10 protein-coding genes and 1 tRNA gene are annotated in these 15,526 nt (G+C 54.7%); 6 read left to right on the top strand and 5 right to left on the bottom strand.

The window, feature by feature from the left end; all coding sequences use genetic code 11:
• Positions 1-107 precede the first annotated feature (107 nt).
• The 5 genes from WMO17_RS02645 (at position 108) to WMO17_RS02665 (ending at position 6,671) form a co-directional block, all read left to right on the top strand.
• Positions 108-797 carry an endonuclease III domain-containing protein gene (locus WMO17_RS02645; RefSeq protein ID WP_044953658.1) on the top strand — a complete coding sequence of 230 codons (690 nt, stop codon included), beginning with the start codon at positions 108-110 and terminating at the stop codon, positions 795-797.
• Between the two features lie 20 nt (positions 798-817).
• Positions 818-1,057: a GlsB/YeaQ/YmgE family stress response membrane protein gene (locus WMO17_RS02650; protein ID WP_005941717.1), complete on the top strand. Its 240-nt coding sequence runs from the start codon at positions 818-820 to the stop codon at positions 1,055-1,057.
• A 165-nt stretch (positions 1,058-1,222) separates the two neighbouring features.
• A tRNA-Thr gene (locus WMO17_RS02655) sits at positions 1,223-1,298 on the top strand.
• Between the two features lie 556 nt (positions 1,299-1,854).
• Positions 1,855-3,717 (top strand): extracellular solute-binding protein, encoded by a 1,863-nt coding sequence (locus WMO17_RS02660; protein ID WP_349137421.1) that lies wholly within the window; start codon positions 1,855-1,857, stop codon positions 3,715-3,717.
• Between the two features lie 5 nt (positions 3,718-3,722).
• Positions 3,723-6,671, top strand: coding sequence for a hybrid sensor histidine kinase/response regulator (locus tag WMO17_RS02665; RefSeq protein WP_349137422.1), 2,949 nt, complete (start codon positions 3,723-3,725; stop codon positions 6,669-6,671).
• A gap of 109 nt (positions 6,672-6,780) precedes the next feature.
• Here WMO17_RS02665 and WMO17_RS02670 read toward each other — a convergent pair whose 3' ends face one another.
• The 5 genes from WMO17_RS02670 to WMO17_RS02690 form a co-directional block, all read right to left on the bottom strand.
• A complete protein-coding gene (locus WMO17_RS02670) occupies positions 6,781-9,357 on the bottom strand; it encodes a hybrid sensor histidine kinase/response regulator (RefSeq protein WP_349137423.1) in 2,577 nt (858 codons plus the stop codon).
• Positions 9,347-10,174, bottom strand: a complete 828-nt coding sequence (locus tag WMO17_RS02675; protein WP_349137424.1) for a substrate-binding periplasmic protein — start codon at positions 10,172-10,174, stop codon at positions 9,347-9,349. The genes WMO17_RS02670 and WMO17_RS02675 overlap by 11 nt, the downstream gene beginning before the upstream one ends.
• A 210-nt stretch (positions 10,175-10,384) precedes the next feature.
• Positions 10,385-12,691 (bottom strand): hybrid sensor histidine kinase/response regulator, encoded by a 2,307-nt coding sequence (locus tag WMO17_RS02680; protein WP_349137425.1) that lies wholly within the window; start codon positions 12,689-12,691, stop codon positions 10,385-10,387.
• 25 nt (positions 12,692-12,716) lie between these two features.
• On the bottom strand, positions 12,717-14,504 hold the full coding sequence (locus tag WMO17_RS02685; RefSeq protein ID WP_349137426.1) for an extracellular solute-binding protein: 1,788 nt from the start codon (positions 14,502-14,504) through the stop codon (positions 12,717-12,719).
• Between the two features lie 251 nt (positions 14,505-14,755).
• Entirely contained in the window at positions 14,756-14,971 is a 216-nt protein-coding gene (locus WMO17_RS02690) for a hypothetical protein (protein WP_349137427.1), read from the bottom strand.
• 283 nt (positions 14,972-15,254) lie between these two features.
• Here WMO17_RS02690 and WMO17_RS02695 point away from each other — a divergent pair.
• The coding region (locus tag WMO17_RS02695; RefSeq protein WP_349137428.1) for a DUF6054 family protein at positions 15,255-15,526 on the top strand (272 nt) is incomplete at its 3' end.

The raw sequence follows: 15,526 nt of genomic DNA on the forward strand, positions 1-15,526 counted from the left end.
GCAAGGTTTTATCTGAAAATCATTCTCAGATAATTTTTACCCGCAGTTTACAAAAAACGCAAAACATGGTATTATCGTATCAGCTTTTGTCGATGGGAGTGGATGAAATGCCTGTTCGCAAAAAAGCACCAGAAGACCTTACTGCAAAAAAGGCGCTGGCGCTGGAAGTGATTGACCGGTTAAAAAAAGAATACCCAGATGCCGGCTGTACATTGGATTATGACCACGCCTGGCAGCTTCTGGTCAGCGTGCGTCTGGCAGCCCAGTGCACCGATGCCCGCGTGAACATTGTGGTGGAAGACCTGTTTGCCAAATATCCCAATGTTGCTGCGCTGGCTGCTGCGGAACCCGAAGACATTGAAGCCATCGTCAAGCCCTGCGGGTTGGGACACTCCAAAGCGCGGGATATCTCCGCCTGTATGCGGGTGCTGCGCGATAAATACGGTTGTCAGGTGCCCACCACCTTTGAAGAGCTGCTTGCCCTGCCCGGCGTAGGCCGCAAGAGCGCAAACCTTATCATGGGTGATGTGTTTGGCAAGCCTGCTATCGTAACAGACACCCACTGCATCCGGCTGTGCAACAAGATCGGCCTTGTGGACGGCATTAAGGAACCGCAGAAGGTGGAAATGGCCCTGTGGAAGATCGTTCCTCCGGAAGAAGGCAGCGACCTGTGCCACCGATTTGTGATGCATGGTCGGGCAGTGTGCAATGCGCGCAAGCCAGAATGCGAAAAATGTTGTTTGAAGGATATTTGCCGCTTTGCCCGGGAAACCGCCGGGCAGAGCGCAGAGCTTTAAAACTCAGGAGGTAGAATATTATGTTTGGTTTTATTTTCAGTCTGCTGATCGGCGCTCTGGCTGGTTACATCGCCGGCCGCATTATGGGCAGCGAAACTTCCACCGTGCGCAATATCGTGCTGGGCATTCTGGGCGGTTTTGTAGGCAGCATCGTGTTCGGCCTGATCGGTCTGAGCGCTACCGGCATCGTGGGTGAGATCCTCGTTTCCGTTGTGGGTGCCTGCATCTGCATCTGGATCGGCCGTAAGCTGTTCAACTGATTTTTCTTGTGTGCAAGGCTGCTCTTCGAGTTTTTCTCGGAGAGCAGTTATATTTTTGCGTCACAGACTATTTGCACCTGTTCTGCCGCAAAATCAAATCTTGACAGCGCACAGGAAGTATGATAGAATATTTCTCGTTGCAGAACATGCAAGAAAATTTTATCTGCTACTGTGGCTCAGCTGGTAGAGCAGCTCACTCGTAATGAGCAGGTCGCCTGTTCGAATCAGGTCAGTAGCTCCAAAAATCCTACGAATTTACGTTTAGAATCGTAATTTCGTGGGATTTTTTATTTAGTCTCGCAAGTTTTCGCAAAACCGCAACATCGCCCACAAAACAAGACAAAATAAAACGCCCCGTGGCACCATTTCATAGGGCGTTATACGCATTTTTATGCTTTCTTTTGGACAGGCTTCTTGAGTTCACAATGTAGGTTTGTCAATGATGTGTTTCTGTGATGTTTGGTGTAGCAATTTAACTGTACCACAGAACGACTCATTCGTCTTTTTTCACTTTGTGACACATCTATTGTAATCCTACACAGCTTTTATTGTTCAATATGTGAAATTTTATTGAAAATTTTTCATGGTAGTGGTAAAATATTTTTATGTCTTTGTCATTCTGTGCCCCTTCGCGGTAGAGGGAGAGCGCAAAACAGAAAAGACTCAAAAATTGCGGCATCCTTTCCGTGGGTGGGTTTTACAGCACACACTCTTGCGGGCGGTGATGTATGATCAGTAAGCAAAAGCAGCCAACCGCAAAACGATGGCTGTCCAAGAAGTGTGAGGAGGAGGATCGGATGAAAACAAAAACATTGCGCCGCCTATTTTCCATGCTTGCGGCACTGGTGATGGGGCTATCCCTGCTCACCGGATGCAGCGAAAAAAATGCGGAACGAACACAGGAGCAGGAAGACGCTCAGACTATTCAGGTGTATCTGTGGAGCACCAGCCTGTACGAAAACTATGCGCCCTATGTTCAGGCGCAGCTGCCGGACGTGAACATTGAATTCATCGTCGGCAACAACGATCTGGATTTTTACAAGTTTTTGCAGCAAAACGGCGGTCTGCCGGATATCATCACCTGCTGCCGGTTCTCGCTGCACGATGCGGCACCGTTGAAGGACAGCCTGATGAACCTTGCCATGACCAATGAGGCGGGCGCTGTGTACAACACCTACCTCAACAGCTTCAAAAACGAGGATGGCAGCGTGAACTGGCTGCCGGTGTGCGCGGATGCCCACGGCTTTGTGGTCAACCGCAGCCTTTTTGAGCAGTACGATATTCCCCTGCCCACCGATTACGCAAGCTTTGTAGCGGCCTGTCAGGCTTTTGAAAAGGTAGGCATCCGCGGCTTTACCTCCGATTATACCTACGACTACACCTGCATGGAAACCCTGCAGGGGCTTTCTGCTGCCGAGCTTACCACCACCGCGGGGCGCAAGTGGCGCACTACCTACAGCGACCCCGCCAGCACCGCGCGGGTGGGTCTGGACGACACCGTATGGCCGGGGGCGTTTGAGCGGATGGAGCAGTTCATTCAGGATACCCACCTTACAGCAGATGATCTTGCATTGAATTACGACGATGTGACCGGAATGTTCCGGAACGGAGAAGTTGCCATGTACTTTGGCAGCTCTGCCGGCGTGAAGATGTTTCAGGATGAGGGCATCGACACGATCTTTCTGCCCTTCTTCAGCCAGAACGGCGAACCGTGGATCATGACCACCCCCTATTTCCAAGTTGCCCTGAACCGGGATCTGGAGCAGGACACCGCGCGCCGCGAAAAAGCCATGAAGGTGCTGAACGTCATGCTCTCCGAACAGGCGCAGAACCGCATCGTCTCGGAGGGGCAGGACATACTGAGCTACAGCCAGAACGTTCCCCTGCGCCTGACCGAGTATCTGAAGGACGTCCGCAGCGTGGTGGAAGAAAACCACATGTATATCCGCATCGCCTCCAACGATTTCTTTGCCGTTTCCAAGGATGTGGTCTCCAAAATGATCGCAGGCGAGCTTACCGCTGAGCAGGCGTATCAGGCCTTCAATGCCCAGCTCCTTGCCGATGAGGAGCCTGCCGACAACGAGACCGTGCTGACCTCCGGGAAGGCCTATTCCAACGTATTCCACGCAAACGGCGGCAGCGCTGCCTTCTCCGTGATGGCAAACACGCTGCGCGGCGTGTATGGCACCGATGTGCTGCTTGCCACCGCAAACAGCTTTACTGGCAGTGTGCTGCAGGCGGATTATAACCAGAAAATGGCAGCTTCCATGATCATGCCGAACGGTCTGATGTCCCGCCAGCGCACCATGACCGGTGCGGAGCTGAAAGAGACCGTCCACGCCTTTGTGGAAGGCTGCGAGGGCGGGTTTGTGCCCTTCAACCGTGGTTCTCTGCCAGTGGTCAGCGGCATTGCTGTGGAGGTAAAAGAGAATAACGGCAGCTATACCCTGACCGGCATCACCCGGAACGGGCAGCCGCTGGGAGATAACGACACCGTTACCGTGACCTGCCTTGCAACGGAAAAGCAGATGGAAGCGCTGCTTGCGAGCGATAGCGGCACGTCTGTGGGCGAAGATACGTGGGTAAAGAACACATGGCGCGATTATATCTCCGGCGGCGCAACGCTTGCAGAGCCGGAAAACTACATGACACTGAGGTGAGCGGAATGGCAGACGAAAAGCACGAATCCAAACGCAGCTGCTATTCCCGGCACAAGTGGCTGCCTGCCGCCGCTGCCATCCTTCTTTTGGTCTTTCTGGCAGCCGGTTTCAGCTTCCGGTACATCTCGTTTATGTCGCAGACCATCTATCAGGAAAGCACCTCGCATCTGGAAGAGGTGCTGTATAAATCCAATAGTATGCTGAAAGAGATGGTGCGCAAAAACCTGACCTATCTGCATCTGTGCAACGGCTTTCTGAAAAACACCTCGAATGAGGATGAAATTCAGGCCTATATCGAGGAAGCACAGCAGGCAGCCGGATTTGTTGACTTCTACTTTCTTTCCTATGACGGCAACTACACGACCGTGACCGGGGGAACCGGCTACCTTGGCCTGCAGACCAATCTGGACGAAAAGCTCTCCGATGGCGAGGATATCGTCGTAAATACGGCGCTGCCCGGCAAAGCCCCGATGCTTGCGTTCATCTGCCCCGAAACGCAGGGCAGCTACCGGGGCTTTGCCTACGATGCTGTTGCCATCACCTATTATAATGACGCTGTGCTGAGATTGCTGGACAGCTCTGCTTTTCAGGGCAATGCCAGCAACTATGTGATCTACCCGGATGGGCGGGTGGTGATTGACAATTCCGTAAACCGCAAGGAAATCATTTACAACTTCATTGCGATGCTGCGCGACCATTCCGACCTTTCCGAGGAACAGATTCTTGCCCTTTCGGATGATTTTGCGCAGGGCCGCAGCGGAAACCTGCGGGTCAAACTGGGCGACACCAGTTATTATCTGGTCTACGAGGATACCGCGGTCCAGAACTGGACGATGGTGGGGCTTGTGCCGGTCAGCATTGTCAATGCCAGTCTGGATAAGCTGTGGTTCCACACGGTGCAGATCGTGGCGGGCATCGCCTTTGGCCTTGCTGTGCTGATCATCCTGCTGATCCTGCGCAGAAGCCATACGACCCTGCGCCGGAAGGACACTGAGATCCTGTACCGGGACGAGCTGTTCCAAAAGCTTTCGCTGAACGTGGACGACGTTTTCCTGATGCTGGACGCAAAGACCTCCAAGGTGGATTATGTCAGCCCCAACGTCGAACGGCTGCTGGGCATCCCGTGGAAAGAAGTGCGGCAGGATGCCCGTGCTCTGGCAGCGCTGCACCCGAAGGATGACCCGGATCGCGACAAGAACTTTCTGGAAGGACTGCTCAGCGGGCAGCAACGCGAATGGGATTTCGAGTTTGAGCATCGGGAGACCAAAGAGCGGCGCTGGTTCCATAACATCGCCATGGGCAGCGAGGTAGAGGGCAGGACCAAGTATATCCTTGTCTTGTCCGACCGCACCGCCGACAGGCAGGTGAATCAGGCACTTTCGGATGCCGTTGCGGCGGCCGAGACTGCCAACCGCGCCAAAAGCACCTTCCTTTCCAATATGTCCCACGACATCCGCACCCCCATGAACGCCATCATCGGCTTTACCACGCTGGCACTCAGCAACATTGACGATAAAGACCGGGTGAAGGATTATCTTGCCAAGACCCTCGCTTCCAGCAATCATCTACTTTCCCTCATCAACGATGTGCTGGATATGAGCCGCATCGAAAGCGGAAAGATCCATCTGGAAGAAGTGGAAGTCAACCTTTCGGATGTGCTGCACGACTTAAAAACCATCGTCAGCGGGCAGATCTACGCAAAGCAGCTAGAGCTTTATATGGATGCCATGGATGTGACCGATGAGGACGTTTACTGCGATAAGACCCGGCTGAATCAGGTACTGCTGAACCTGCTGTCCAACGCCATCAAGTTCACCCCGGCGGGCGGCACGGTCTCGGTGCGGGTGCGGCAGCTTGCCGGAGCGGTGCGCGGCTGCGGGCAGTATGAGTTCCGCGTCAAGGACAACGGCATCGGCATGAGCCAAGAGTTCGCCAAAAAGATTTTTGAGCCGTTTGAGCGGGAGCGCACCTCCACGGTAAGCCGGATCCAGGGCACCGGCCTTGGCATGGCTATTACCAAAAACATCGTGGATATGATGGGCGGCACCATCGAGGTGCAGACGGCGCAGGGCAAGGGCAGCGAGTTTATCATTCGTGTGCCCATGCGTGCGCAGGCAGAGCACCGTCCGGTGGAAAAGATCACCGAACTGGAAGGCCTGAAGGCACTGGTGGTGGATGACGATTTCAACACCTGCGACAGCGTGACAAAGATGCTGGTCAAGGTGGGCATGCGTGCCGAGTGGACCCTTTCCGGCAAGGAAGCGGTGCTGCGTGCACGGCAGTCCATCGAAATGAGCGACGCCTACCACGCCTATATCATCGACTGGCGCTTGCCGGATATGAACGGCATCGAGGTCACCCGCCAGATCCGCAGCCTGAACGATGATACGCCCATCATCATCCTGACCGCCTACGACTGGGCCGACATTGAGGTGGAGGCAAAGGCTGCCGGTGTGACCGCCTTCTGCTCCAAGCCCATGTTCATGTCCGACCTGCGCGAGACGCTGATGAGCGCCATCGGCCAGACACAGACGGATGCGGCGCAGGAGCTTCTGCCGAAAAAGAACATCCACTTCAAGGGCAGGCACATCCTGCTGGTAGAGGACAACGAGCTGAACCGTGAGATCGCGCAGGAGATTCTGTGCGAGTACGGCTTCCGGGTCGATACGGCGGAAAACGGTGCCGTGGCGGTGGAAAAGGTAAGCACTGCCGCACCGGGCAGCTATGATCTGGTGCTGATGGATGTGCAGATGCCGGTGATGGACGGCTATACCGCCACCCGGCAGATCCGCGCACTGGGCGACCCTGCACTGGCAAAGATCCCGATTCTTGCCATGACTGCCAACGCATTCGATGAAGACCGCCGCAATGCCTTGGAAAGCGGCATGACCGGCTTTTTGTCCAAACCCATCGTGATCGGCGACCTTGTGCAGGAGCTGCGCAAAATTTTGTAACAAGCCACCTGTCAGGCATAAAAAAATAAAGCACCCGCAGCAATTTGCTCACCGGAGATTCAAAACCTCTGTGGCGATTGCTGTGGGTGCTTTTGCTTTTGGGCGCTGTTTATTTCAGTACATCTGCAAGGACCTGCAGCAGGTGTGGAATATCCAGCGGCTTTGCAATATGGCCGTTCATACCGGCCTTCAGTGCGTTCTGACGGTCTTCCTCAAAGGCATTTGCCGTCATTGCAAAGATGGGGATGCCAGCCTTTGCGGCATCCGGCAGCGCACGAATCTGCCGCGTTGCCTCGTAGCCGTCCATGTTGGGCATCTGGATGTCCATGAGGATCAGGTCATACTGTCCGTCTGCCGCCTGCTTCATCTTCCGGACGGCGATCTCGCCATCCTCGGCAGATTCCACCTCAAAGCCCGCTTCCTTCAGGATCTCCACTGCGATCTCACGGTTCAGCTCGTTGTCCTCCACCAGCAGGATCTTTTTCCCTTTGAAGGCCTCCGCGTTCAGCTGCACCGGCCTGCAGGCAGGCTCTGCACCGAACGGCTCTGCCAGCACTCTGCGCAGCTCCGAGAGGAACAGCGGCTTTTCGCAGAAGGCGGTAACACCGGCAGCGCGGGCTTCCTCTTCAATATCGGCCCAGTCGTAGGCGGTCAGGATGATGATGGGGCAGCTTTTTCCAATCACCTTGCGGATCTGCCGCACGATCTCGATGCCGTTCATATCGGGGATCAGCCAGTCGATGATGTAAACGCTGAATTCATCCCCCTGCTCCATGGCATACCGGGTGCGGATCACCGCTTCCCTGCCGGAGATCGTCCACTCCGGCCGCATCCCGATCTTGGACAGCATGGTGCTGACGCTCAGGCAGGTGTCGGTATCGTCGTCCGCCACCAGTGCCCGCAGCCCTTCCAGCTGCGGGAGCTGCCTGAGCTCCACCTTTTGTCCGCTGAGCGCAAAGCAGAGATTCACGATAAACTCGCTGCCCTTGCCCGGCTCGCTCTCAATGGTGATGGTGCCGCCCATCAGGTCCACAATGTTCTTGGTGATGGACATGCCGAGGCCGGTACCCTGAATGCCGCTGACGGTGGAGTTTTCCTCACGGGCGAACTCCTCAAAGATGTGCTTCTGGAATTCCTCGCTCATGCCGATGCCGTTGTCCTTGATGCGGAACTCATAGCAGGCCCGGCCCGCAGGCGCACCGTTTTTCTCAGCAATGCGAATGCTGATCATGCCGCCTGTGGGAGTGAACTTGATGGCATTGGACAAAATGTTCAGCAGGATCTGGTTCAGCCGCAGCGGGTCGGTGATGATATCCTCGTTCTCCACATTCATGGTATCAATAAAAAGCGACAGCCGCTTTGCCGAAACATTGGGCTGAATGATGGAGCGCACATCGTGGACGAGGTCCGGCAGATGCACCGCTTTTTCCTCGATCTTTACCTTTCCGCTCTCGATGCGGCTCATATCCAGCACATCATTGATGAGGGAAAGCAGATGCTGGCTGGAGGTGGAGATCTTTTTGAGGTAGTCCAGCACCTGTTCCCTATTGTCGATATGGGTTGCAGCCAGCGAGGTGAAGCCGATGATGGCGTTCATGGGGGTGCGGATATCGTGGCTCATATTGAACAGGAACTCCCGCTTGGCGCGGTTTGCCGCCCCTTCGTGCTGAAGCGCGATCTCCAGCTTGCGGTTCTGTTCCTCCAGCTGGGTCTGGTACTTCCTCTCCTGCTCTTTTTTCTGCAGCTCCATCTCCTGCACGGAACGGCGGCGCAGCAGCTGAAGGATCATTACAAGCAGGATGTAGCCGACCAGCACCGTCAGGATCAGCAAAAGCGACTCCCGGAAGATTATTTTTTCATCCGTGTACGCATAGAGATCGAAGGATCTGCCATGGCAGAACATCCCGAAATAGCAGCCGGAGCCGTTCCAGTCCCGGGTATGGGTCAGCTTCTCTGCGGCCCCGGCTTTGCGAATTCCCTGCGCCAGCGGACTGCCTGCAACATCCTGCCCAATCAGCTCCGGGCGGTTTGCGGCAACGACCTGATTGTTCTGCACGATGAACAGCGTGCCGCTGGTTTCTGCCGGGTAGCCATCCAGTACACTTTGGATGGACAGCGCCGTTTCCTCCACAAATTCCGCCGGGGTGTACCGGTAGGCAAGCAGGAGCAGCTCTGTGCTTTCTGCCCGGTGTGCCGCAACATCCACAGCAGAGCCATCTTCCAGCAGGACGCGCTTCACATAGGTCTTTCGCGGGTAAGATAAAACGTCCAGAACAGCGTCATTTTTCAGCTGGTCGCCAAACCGGTCATAGCCGATGCCGTTGGTCGTGGACTCGCACCGGAGCGTGCCATCCGGTCCCAGAACCGAAATGCCGGTGAGCCAGAGCTTTTCTGTCTGCCTGTTCAGGCACTGCGGGTCGGAGAGGTCAAGCGCAGGATTTTCTGCCAGCTGATGGACTGCGACCGCCGTGCGGCGGAGTGCCTTTGCCGTGATGGTATCGTTGTGCTTTTCAAAGCTGGTGGACTGGGATTTGACAAACTCAAGGGTCTGGCAAAAGCGTTCCTCTGCTGTGCGCATTGCCCGCCAGCTGGAGAAAAAAGCAACACCGGCCATCAAGAGCACGCCGATGATCAGATAGGCTGTCCATATCCTTTTATCCGGGGTGGTTCTGTTTTTACGCGCCAATGGTGTCCACCTCCAGATACTGCGAAGCATTTTCAAGGTATCGGCCAACGATCTGCTCCAGCGTGCCATCCGCGCGCATCTGCGCAAGGGTATCGGTCAGCTGGCTGTCCAGCCCGCGGGTGTCGTTCTTGGCAAAGGCGATGCCCAGCCCGGTGACCAGCAGCGGTTCCTCCAAAATGCGGAAGTCTACGGCATTGTCCTTCATATATTGCAGGATGCCTGTCTCGTGGGCGGCGATGCCGTCCACATAGCCGCAGGCCAGCATTGCGTACTGCACACTGCGGTTTTCGATGCTGAGCACCTCCACCGTCTGCGGGATGCGCGGGTCGGAGCCGCTGAGAAAGATCTCCTCCGGCTTGCCGGTGCTCTGCACGGCGATGGTCTTGCCGGCAAGGTCGCTGAGGGATCGGATGCTGCTGTGGGCATCCACCGCAACCACCTGACGGCTCACCATGTAAGGCCCCGCCCAGCGGTATACCTCTTCGCGTCCATCCATGGAAAAGCAGCCCCAGATGCAGTCGATGGCACCGCTTTCCACAAGATTTGTTTTCTGCTCCCAGTTGATCGTTTCAAACCGGGCAGCATACCCCATGCGGCGGAACGCCTCGGTGGCGATCTCCACATCGATCCCGGTGGGAACACCGTCATTGTTCAGATAGATATAAGGTGGATAGCTGTCGCTTCCCACAACGATTTGTGCAAGACCGCTGTCTTTCGCTTCCTCTTCTCCGCAGGAAGTCAGACTGCTTACGGCAGCAGCTGCCGCCAGCAGCGTGCATCCGTTCAGGAATGCACGGCGTGAGATTCTGTGTTTCATTCGGGCTTTTTATACTCCTGTTTTGATTGCATCCGCAGCTCAGTTGTGCTGCTGTAATTCTTCTTTCAGGGCAGCTTGGATATCCGTCAGGCATTGCAGCAGAAGCGGCTTCCTGTTGATGAAGTTTTTCCAACAGCTGCTGCTCACGCGCTTTGTAATATTCCTCGATCTCGGAAAGTGTATTCACTTTCTAATCTTCTCCTGCATCATTCACATCGTTTGTGCGCTTCCTCTGCGGAAACGCGCTTGTCCGCTATTTATTTTCGGGGGGATAACACGAAAGCGTTTTACCGTCTGCTCCAGCGCAGCAATATCCACAGGTTTGGACAGGTGCTCGTCCATGCCGGCTTCCCTGCTCTTCTGCATATCCTCAAGGAAGGCATTGGCGGTCATGGCAAGGATGGGAATGATCCTGCCCAGCGGGTTTTCGCCGCTGCGGATGCGGCGGGTGGCTTCCAAGCCGTCCATCACAGGCATCTGCACATCCATCAGGATCATGTCGTACTCGCCGGGCTTTACGCTGGCAAAGGCATCCACGATTTCCTGACCGTTGGAGCAGATGGTGCAGCTTGCACCATTGGCTTCCAGCAGCATTTCCAGAATTTCGGCGTTGATGGCGTTATCCTCGGCGCAGAGGAACTTCATGCCGGACAGAGGAGAAGTTCCTTCCTCTTCCTCCGGGAGCACCTGTGCCTCTGGCACCGTATCTGCTTCGGCATCAACGGGAAATTCCAGCACCACCTCAAAGCGAGTACCCTTGCCGGTGGTACTCTCCACATTGATAGAGCCGCCCATCAGGTCCACGATGTTCTTGGTGATGGCCATACCAAGGCCGGTGCCCTGCACCTTGTTGGTGCCGGAGCGCTCCTCGCGGGTAAAGGGGTCAAAAAGGTTCTTCTGGTAGGCCTCGCTCATGCCAATACCGTCATCCTGCACCACAAAGCGGTATCGGGCGTAGTGCTCGTTTCGGGGCAGCTCGTCCACCTCAAACCGGATATGCCCGCCGGTGGGCGTATACTTGACTGCGTTGGAGAGAATATTCATCAGCACCCGATTCAGACGGTTGGGGTCTGCCAGCACATTTTCGTGCTGCAGATGGGTGTTTACCGTAAAGGTCTGGCGGCGCTGGCCTGCCTGCTGGCGGATGATGCTGTCCAGCTGGCTGATCTGCTGGGGCAGATTCATTTTTTCCACATTCAGGGTGGTCTTGCCGCTCTCGATGCGGCTCATGTCCAGAATATCGTTTATGATGCCCAGCAGCAACTGGCCGGAATTTTCCAGCTTGTCCAGATGTTCGGCCAGCTTTTCCGGCTGGTGCAGCTCGTTTTTCATCAGAGTGGTAATGCCGATGATGGCGTTCATGGGGGTGCGGATATCGTGGCTCATGTTGGCAAGGAAGTCCGTCTTAGCCTTGCTGGCGCGCTCGGCGGACTGTAACGCCTCTGCGGCAATGTCCTGTGCCTGCCGCAGCTCATCGTTTACCTGCGTCAAATGGATGTTGTATTGCTCCAGACGGAGGTTCGCTTCTTTTTCTGCCTGCAGCTCCTGCTGCTGCTTTTGCCGCAGGAGAAACCAGCCGACGAAAACTGTTATGACCGAGAACACCATTGCAATGACGATGATGATGATCATGACGATGCTGACCAGCTTCTGCGTATTCACGGCCACATATTTTGCCGGAACAAGGAACGCCAGTGTCCACTGGGCGTTTTCCATCTGCTTCAGGGCGTAGAAATACTCGGTGCCGTCCAGCACGGCGTTGGAATAACAGGAACCTGTGCGGTCAAGCCGCTCCTTTGCCTCCGCAAAGGAAGAGCCGTGCAGATAGGACATCCAGGATAGCACGGTGTATACATTGTGTCCCTTCAGCAGTTCGGTATCGTTAGCGTTGAACAGCTTGAAACCGTCATTATCCAGCACATAGACGCTGTTGTTATTTTCGTAGGCATCACAGCGGAAATAATCGTTCAGTTGGGTCATGCTTTGCGAAATACCAAAGTAGCACAGGGTGATCTCTTTTTCTCCGCTTTGCAGTGTGATGGGGGTGGAGAGCTTTTCCAGAAACACCATCCGGGAGTCGTCCACGGTCAGCGAGTTGGAAACGTAGCTGACCCGCTGCGGTGCGCTTTCCAAATACTTCATTCCTCGCAGCAGCCCCATGCGGCCATTCTCAGTATAGTAATGTCCGGCAGAGTCCACGGCAATCAGTTCGATCTGTCTTTCATGGTAATTGGAAAGCTCCGACAGCTTTTTCAGATAGCGATAGAACTCGGTATCGGTCTTTAACGGAGTGTAGTACAAATAATTGCATTGTACATTCACCTCGTCCCAGTGGGTGTCGATCACATCCTCCAGACTGCGGAACATCTGGTGGGTGACCTCTTCCATCTGGTTCAGCCGCTCATGGTAGACAAGGTTCTGGATGTAGGTCTGGCTCATGATAAAAAGGGTCAGGATGACCGCAACAATGACAAAGCCGGTGCCCCAAAGCAGCTTTTTATATAGGTTGTTGTTCACATCCGGTATCTCCTGTCCGTTCTGTTCAGCTCCATGCAGTGTCTGCCCGGCTGATGGTGGTGTATGCACCAAAGAAGGCTTTTGCGGCATCCATGCCCACCACGCCGCTGTCTGTGACCGTGGTCTCCGCAACCAGCTGGTCACTCACACCGCAGATGGCAACCTGATAGGTCTTGCCCGCATCCGGCTGCACCGGGCTTACCAGCACATAGGGGTAGCCCTTGCCGTTGCCGTAGGCATCGTAGCCCGTGGCCAGCAGGTCGTTGATCTGCTGCCCGGTCAGGGTAACGGTTTGGATGGTGCGGTTCCAGCCGGTGGGCAGGATCACCGAAAGGTCGTAATCCGTAATGTCCTTGGCGTACAGCTTGGCAGCTACGCCGTGATGGTTCTGATCGGTGGGGTTGCCGGGGATCCATGTGCTCAGCGACACCAGCGCAAGGTCGCTGCCGGTAGCCTGTGCAAAGCAGCGGCCTACCAGCATGGCGCAGTCCTCCTGCGAAAGCTCCTCCGTAACGGTAGTGATGGTATCCGGGGTGTTGTTCACCACACTATCCTGATCCTCGTCCAGCTGACGGATCACATCCTCCATGGTGGCATTGCCCTTCATGAAGTCCAGCATTTTAAGGCCAGTGGTCACGATGGTGTTTTCCCAGCCGGAATAGATAAAGGGCGCGGTGTTGCCTGCATTCAGGGCATCGGCGATGTCGGCATAGTAGGTGCCGTCCGCTTTTGCGTCCTTGAAGGGCAGCAGGCTGCTTTTCAGCGCCGTTGCGGGCTGCAGAGCGCTGGTGCCTGCAACGGTGGAAAGCACACGCATCACCTTGAGCGCATCTTCCAGCTTCTGGGGGTTCTGCTCCAGCTTTTTATTCAGACCGTAGAAGCGGTTCACATTCAGCACAAAAACGTTCTGGGTGCCGTCCTCCGAGAGAAACGGCATCAGCCCGTATTTATCGGCGTTGCCGTCTGCCTCCACGATGCCGTTGGTGCCGCCCATCAGAAACAGGGTGTTGCCCTCGGTCATCCTCTGCCGGGTCACATTGTCGTCAAGAGCGTCGCCGGTGTCGTTCAGCATCCCGATGTCCTTCCACTTCTGGACATAGGCCATCGCCTGCATCATGCCGGGGGTATTGCTGACATTCGCCTTACCGGACAGATAATCCCGCTGCCACAGCCTGCCGTCCAGTGTGCCGAGGAAATCGGCGTCCGCAATGTTGCACAGATACTGGAAACCATAGCCCGGATACTGGATCTGCGGCAGACAGAGATCGACCTCTGCTTTCTTGGCCTTTACAGCCAGTTCTTCCAGCTCAGCGAAAGAATTGGGCAGCTCCCAGCCGTATTTTTTCAGCAGGGTCTTGTTGTAGGTGATGCCGTAGCAGTTGTAGGTCGAGGGCAGCAGGTAGATGGCACCGTTGTCGAACACGTCCTGCAGACGGGACTCCACATAGTTATCCGTAAAATCGTAGCCGGAAAGGTCCAGCAGTTTGTCGGAGACCAGATCGATCCGGGGGTCGTAGTAGGTCAAGGTGCAGACGTCCGGCAGGTCGCCCGCCGCAAACATATTCTGCAAACAGGTGGTGGTGTTATCGCCGCTGTAGGGCACGACCTCGATGTTCACTTCCGGGTAAACGCTGTGTACCTGCTCAATAAAGGCTTCTATCTCCTTATAAGGTGCCATAAAGGTGATGGCTTCGTGCGCATCGTCTTTTTTCGCCGTTTCGGTCTTACCGCCGCCGCAGGCAGTCAACGCCGCCGTGGCTGCCGTAATGCCGCAGACCTGCAAAAAAGAGCGGCGGGAGATCTTTTTCATCATATAAATATACCTCCCTCACATTATCGGAAAGTGCAGTAGCGCAGTGCTGCCCTAGCTATTCTTACACATCCCATAGGAATCCACACACCCGCAGCCTGTCCGCATGGGCTTTGCGCCGAGCTTCCATAAAATAACATTATTATTGTACCATTGCAACAAAAGTGTTTCAAGTTGTTTTTGAAGGCTTTTACATACGAAAGTACTTTTTATATCTGATTCTGCCTTTTGCATGGCATAAAATGCAAAACGACCTATTGAGGAAATAATCGTAGATGGTTAGCATGAATGGAAAAAATGTGCAGGCTCATCATCAACACTAAACCACCCAGTGTGAAGAAGAGCTTTTCACATCCGGCGGCTGCGTGGATCAGCTGCTGCCAAAGGCCCTTTTTCTGCATAAACAAGATCCAGCCCATAGAGGCAATGTAGGTCATGCCGACACCGAGATGACTGAGCATTATCTCCATGTTCTACAACACCGGCACCCGGCTGGGGCTTATCCACGAAACAAGTCATCGAAAAACTGAAACTGCTGACTGATGCGGAGTTTGCCGAGCTGGAATTTCCCCCGGACTGATCTTTGCCGCCTGCGGGCGGCGTACATAAAGTATTTTGTTCTTCCAAAAGATATGCTATAATCAAATTAGACAAAATTCCTCTCTTCAAGCGATTTCTCCGCAATTTTCCTGTGGCTCTGCTCGTATCAAAAATAAGGGACCGATTTTTAATTGTCAGAACGGAGGAACCATTATGGCAATCTTTGAAAAGACCATCCGAAACAAAAACTTTGACAAACTGCTTCGGAAGCTGGAACAAGAAATCCCAGACAGCAGTTGGTCGGCAGATTTAGAGGCAGGCAGTGATTTCAAAGAGGGCGATGCCCGGTGCAGTGTCCGTGTATTTGAACGGTACAGCATGATGGGCGGCAACCGCCTGAGTCTGACACTGACCATGTTCCAGAATGCGGACAGTCCGGTTCGGCTGTCTGCCATCACCGCAGGAGGCAGTCAAGCGGTGTTCTT

This window comes from Faecalibacterium faecis, from assembly GCF_040096475.1.
Taxonomy (GTDB): domain Bacteria; phylum Bacillota; class Clostridia; order Oscillospirales; family Ruminococcaceae; genus Faecalibacterium; species Faecalibacterium taiwanense.

What these genes read in the sequence shown, in the direction of transcription:
- WMO17_RS02645 (WP_044953658.1), top strand. Translation starts at nt 108, where the DNA reads ATGCCTGTTCGCAAAAAAGCACCAGAAGACCTTACTGCAAAAAAGGCG.
- WMO17_RS02650 (WP_005941717.1), top strand. Translation starts at nt 818, where the DNA reads ATGTTTGGTTTTATTTTCAGTCTGCTGATCGGCGCTCTGGCTGGTTAC.
- WMO17_RS02660 (WP_349137421.1), top strand. Translation starts at nt 1,855, where the DNA reads ATGAAAACAAAAACATTGCGCCGCCTATTTTCCATGCTTGCGGCACTG.
- WMO17_RS02665 (WP_349137422.1), top strand. Translation starts at nt 3,723, where the DNA reads ATGGCAGACGAAAAGCACGAATCCAAACGCAGCTGCTATTCCCGGCAC.
- WMO17_RS02675 (WP_349137424.1), bottom strand. Translation starts at nt 10,174, where the DNA reads ATGAAACACAGAATCTCACGCCGTGCATTCCTGAACGGATGCACGCTG.
- WMO17_RS02685 (WP_349137426.1), bottom strand. Translation starts at nt 14,504, where the DNA reads ATGATGAAAAAGATCTCCCGCCGCTCTTTTTTGCAGGTCTGCGGCATT.
- WMO17_RS02690 (WP_349137427.1), bottom strand. Translation starts at nt 14,971, where the DNA reads ATGGAGATAATGCTCAGTCATCTCGGTGTCGGCATGACCTACATTGCC.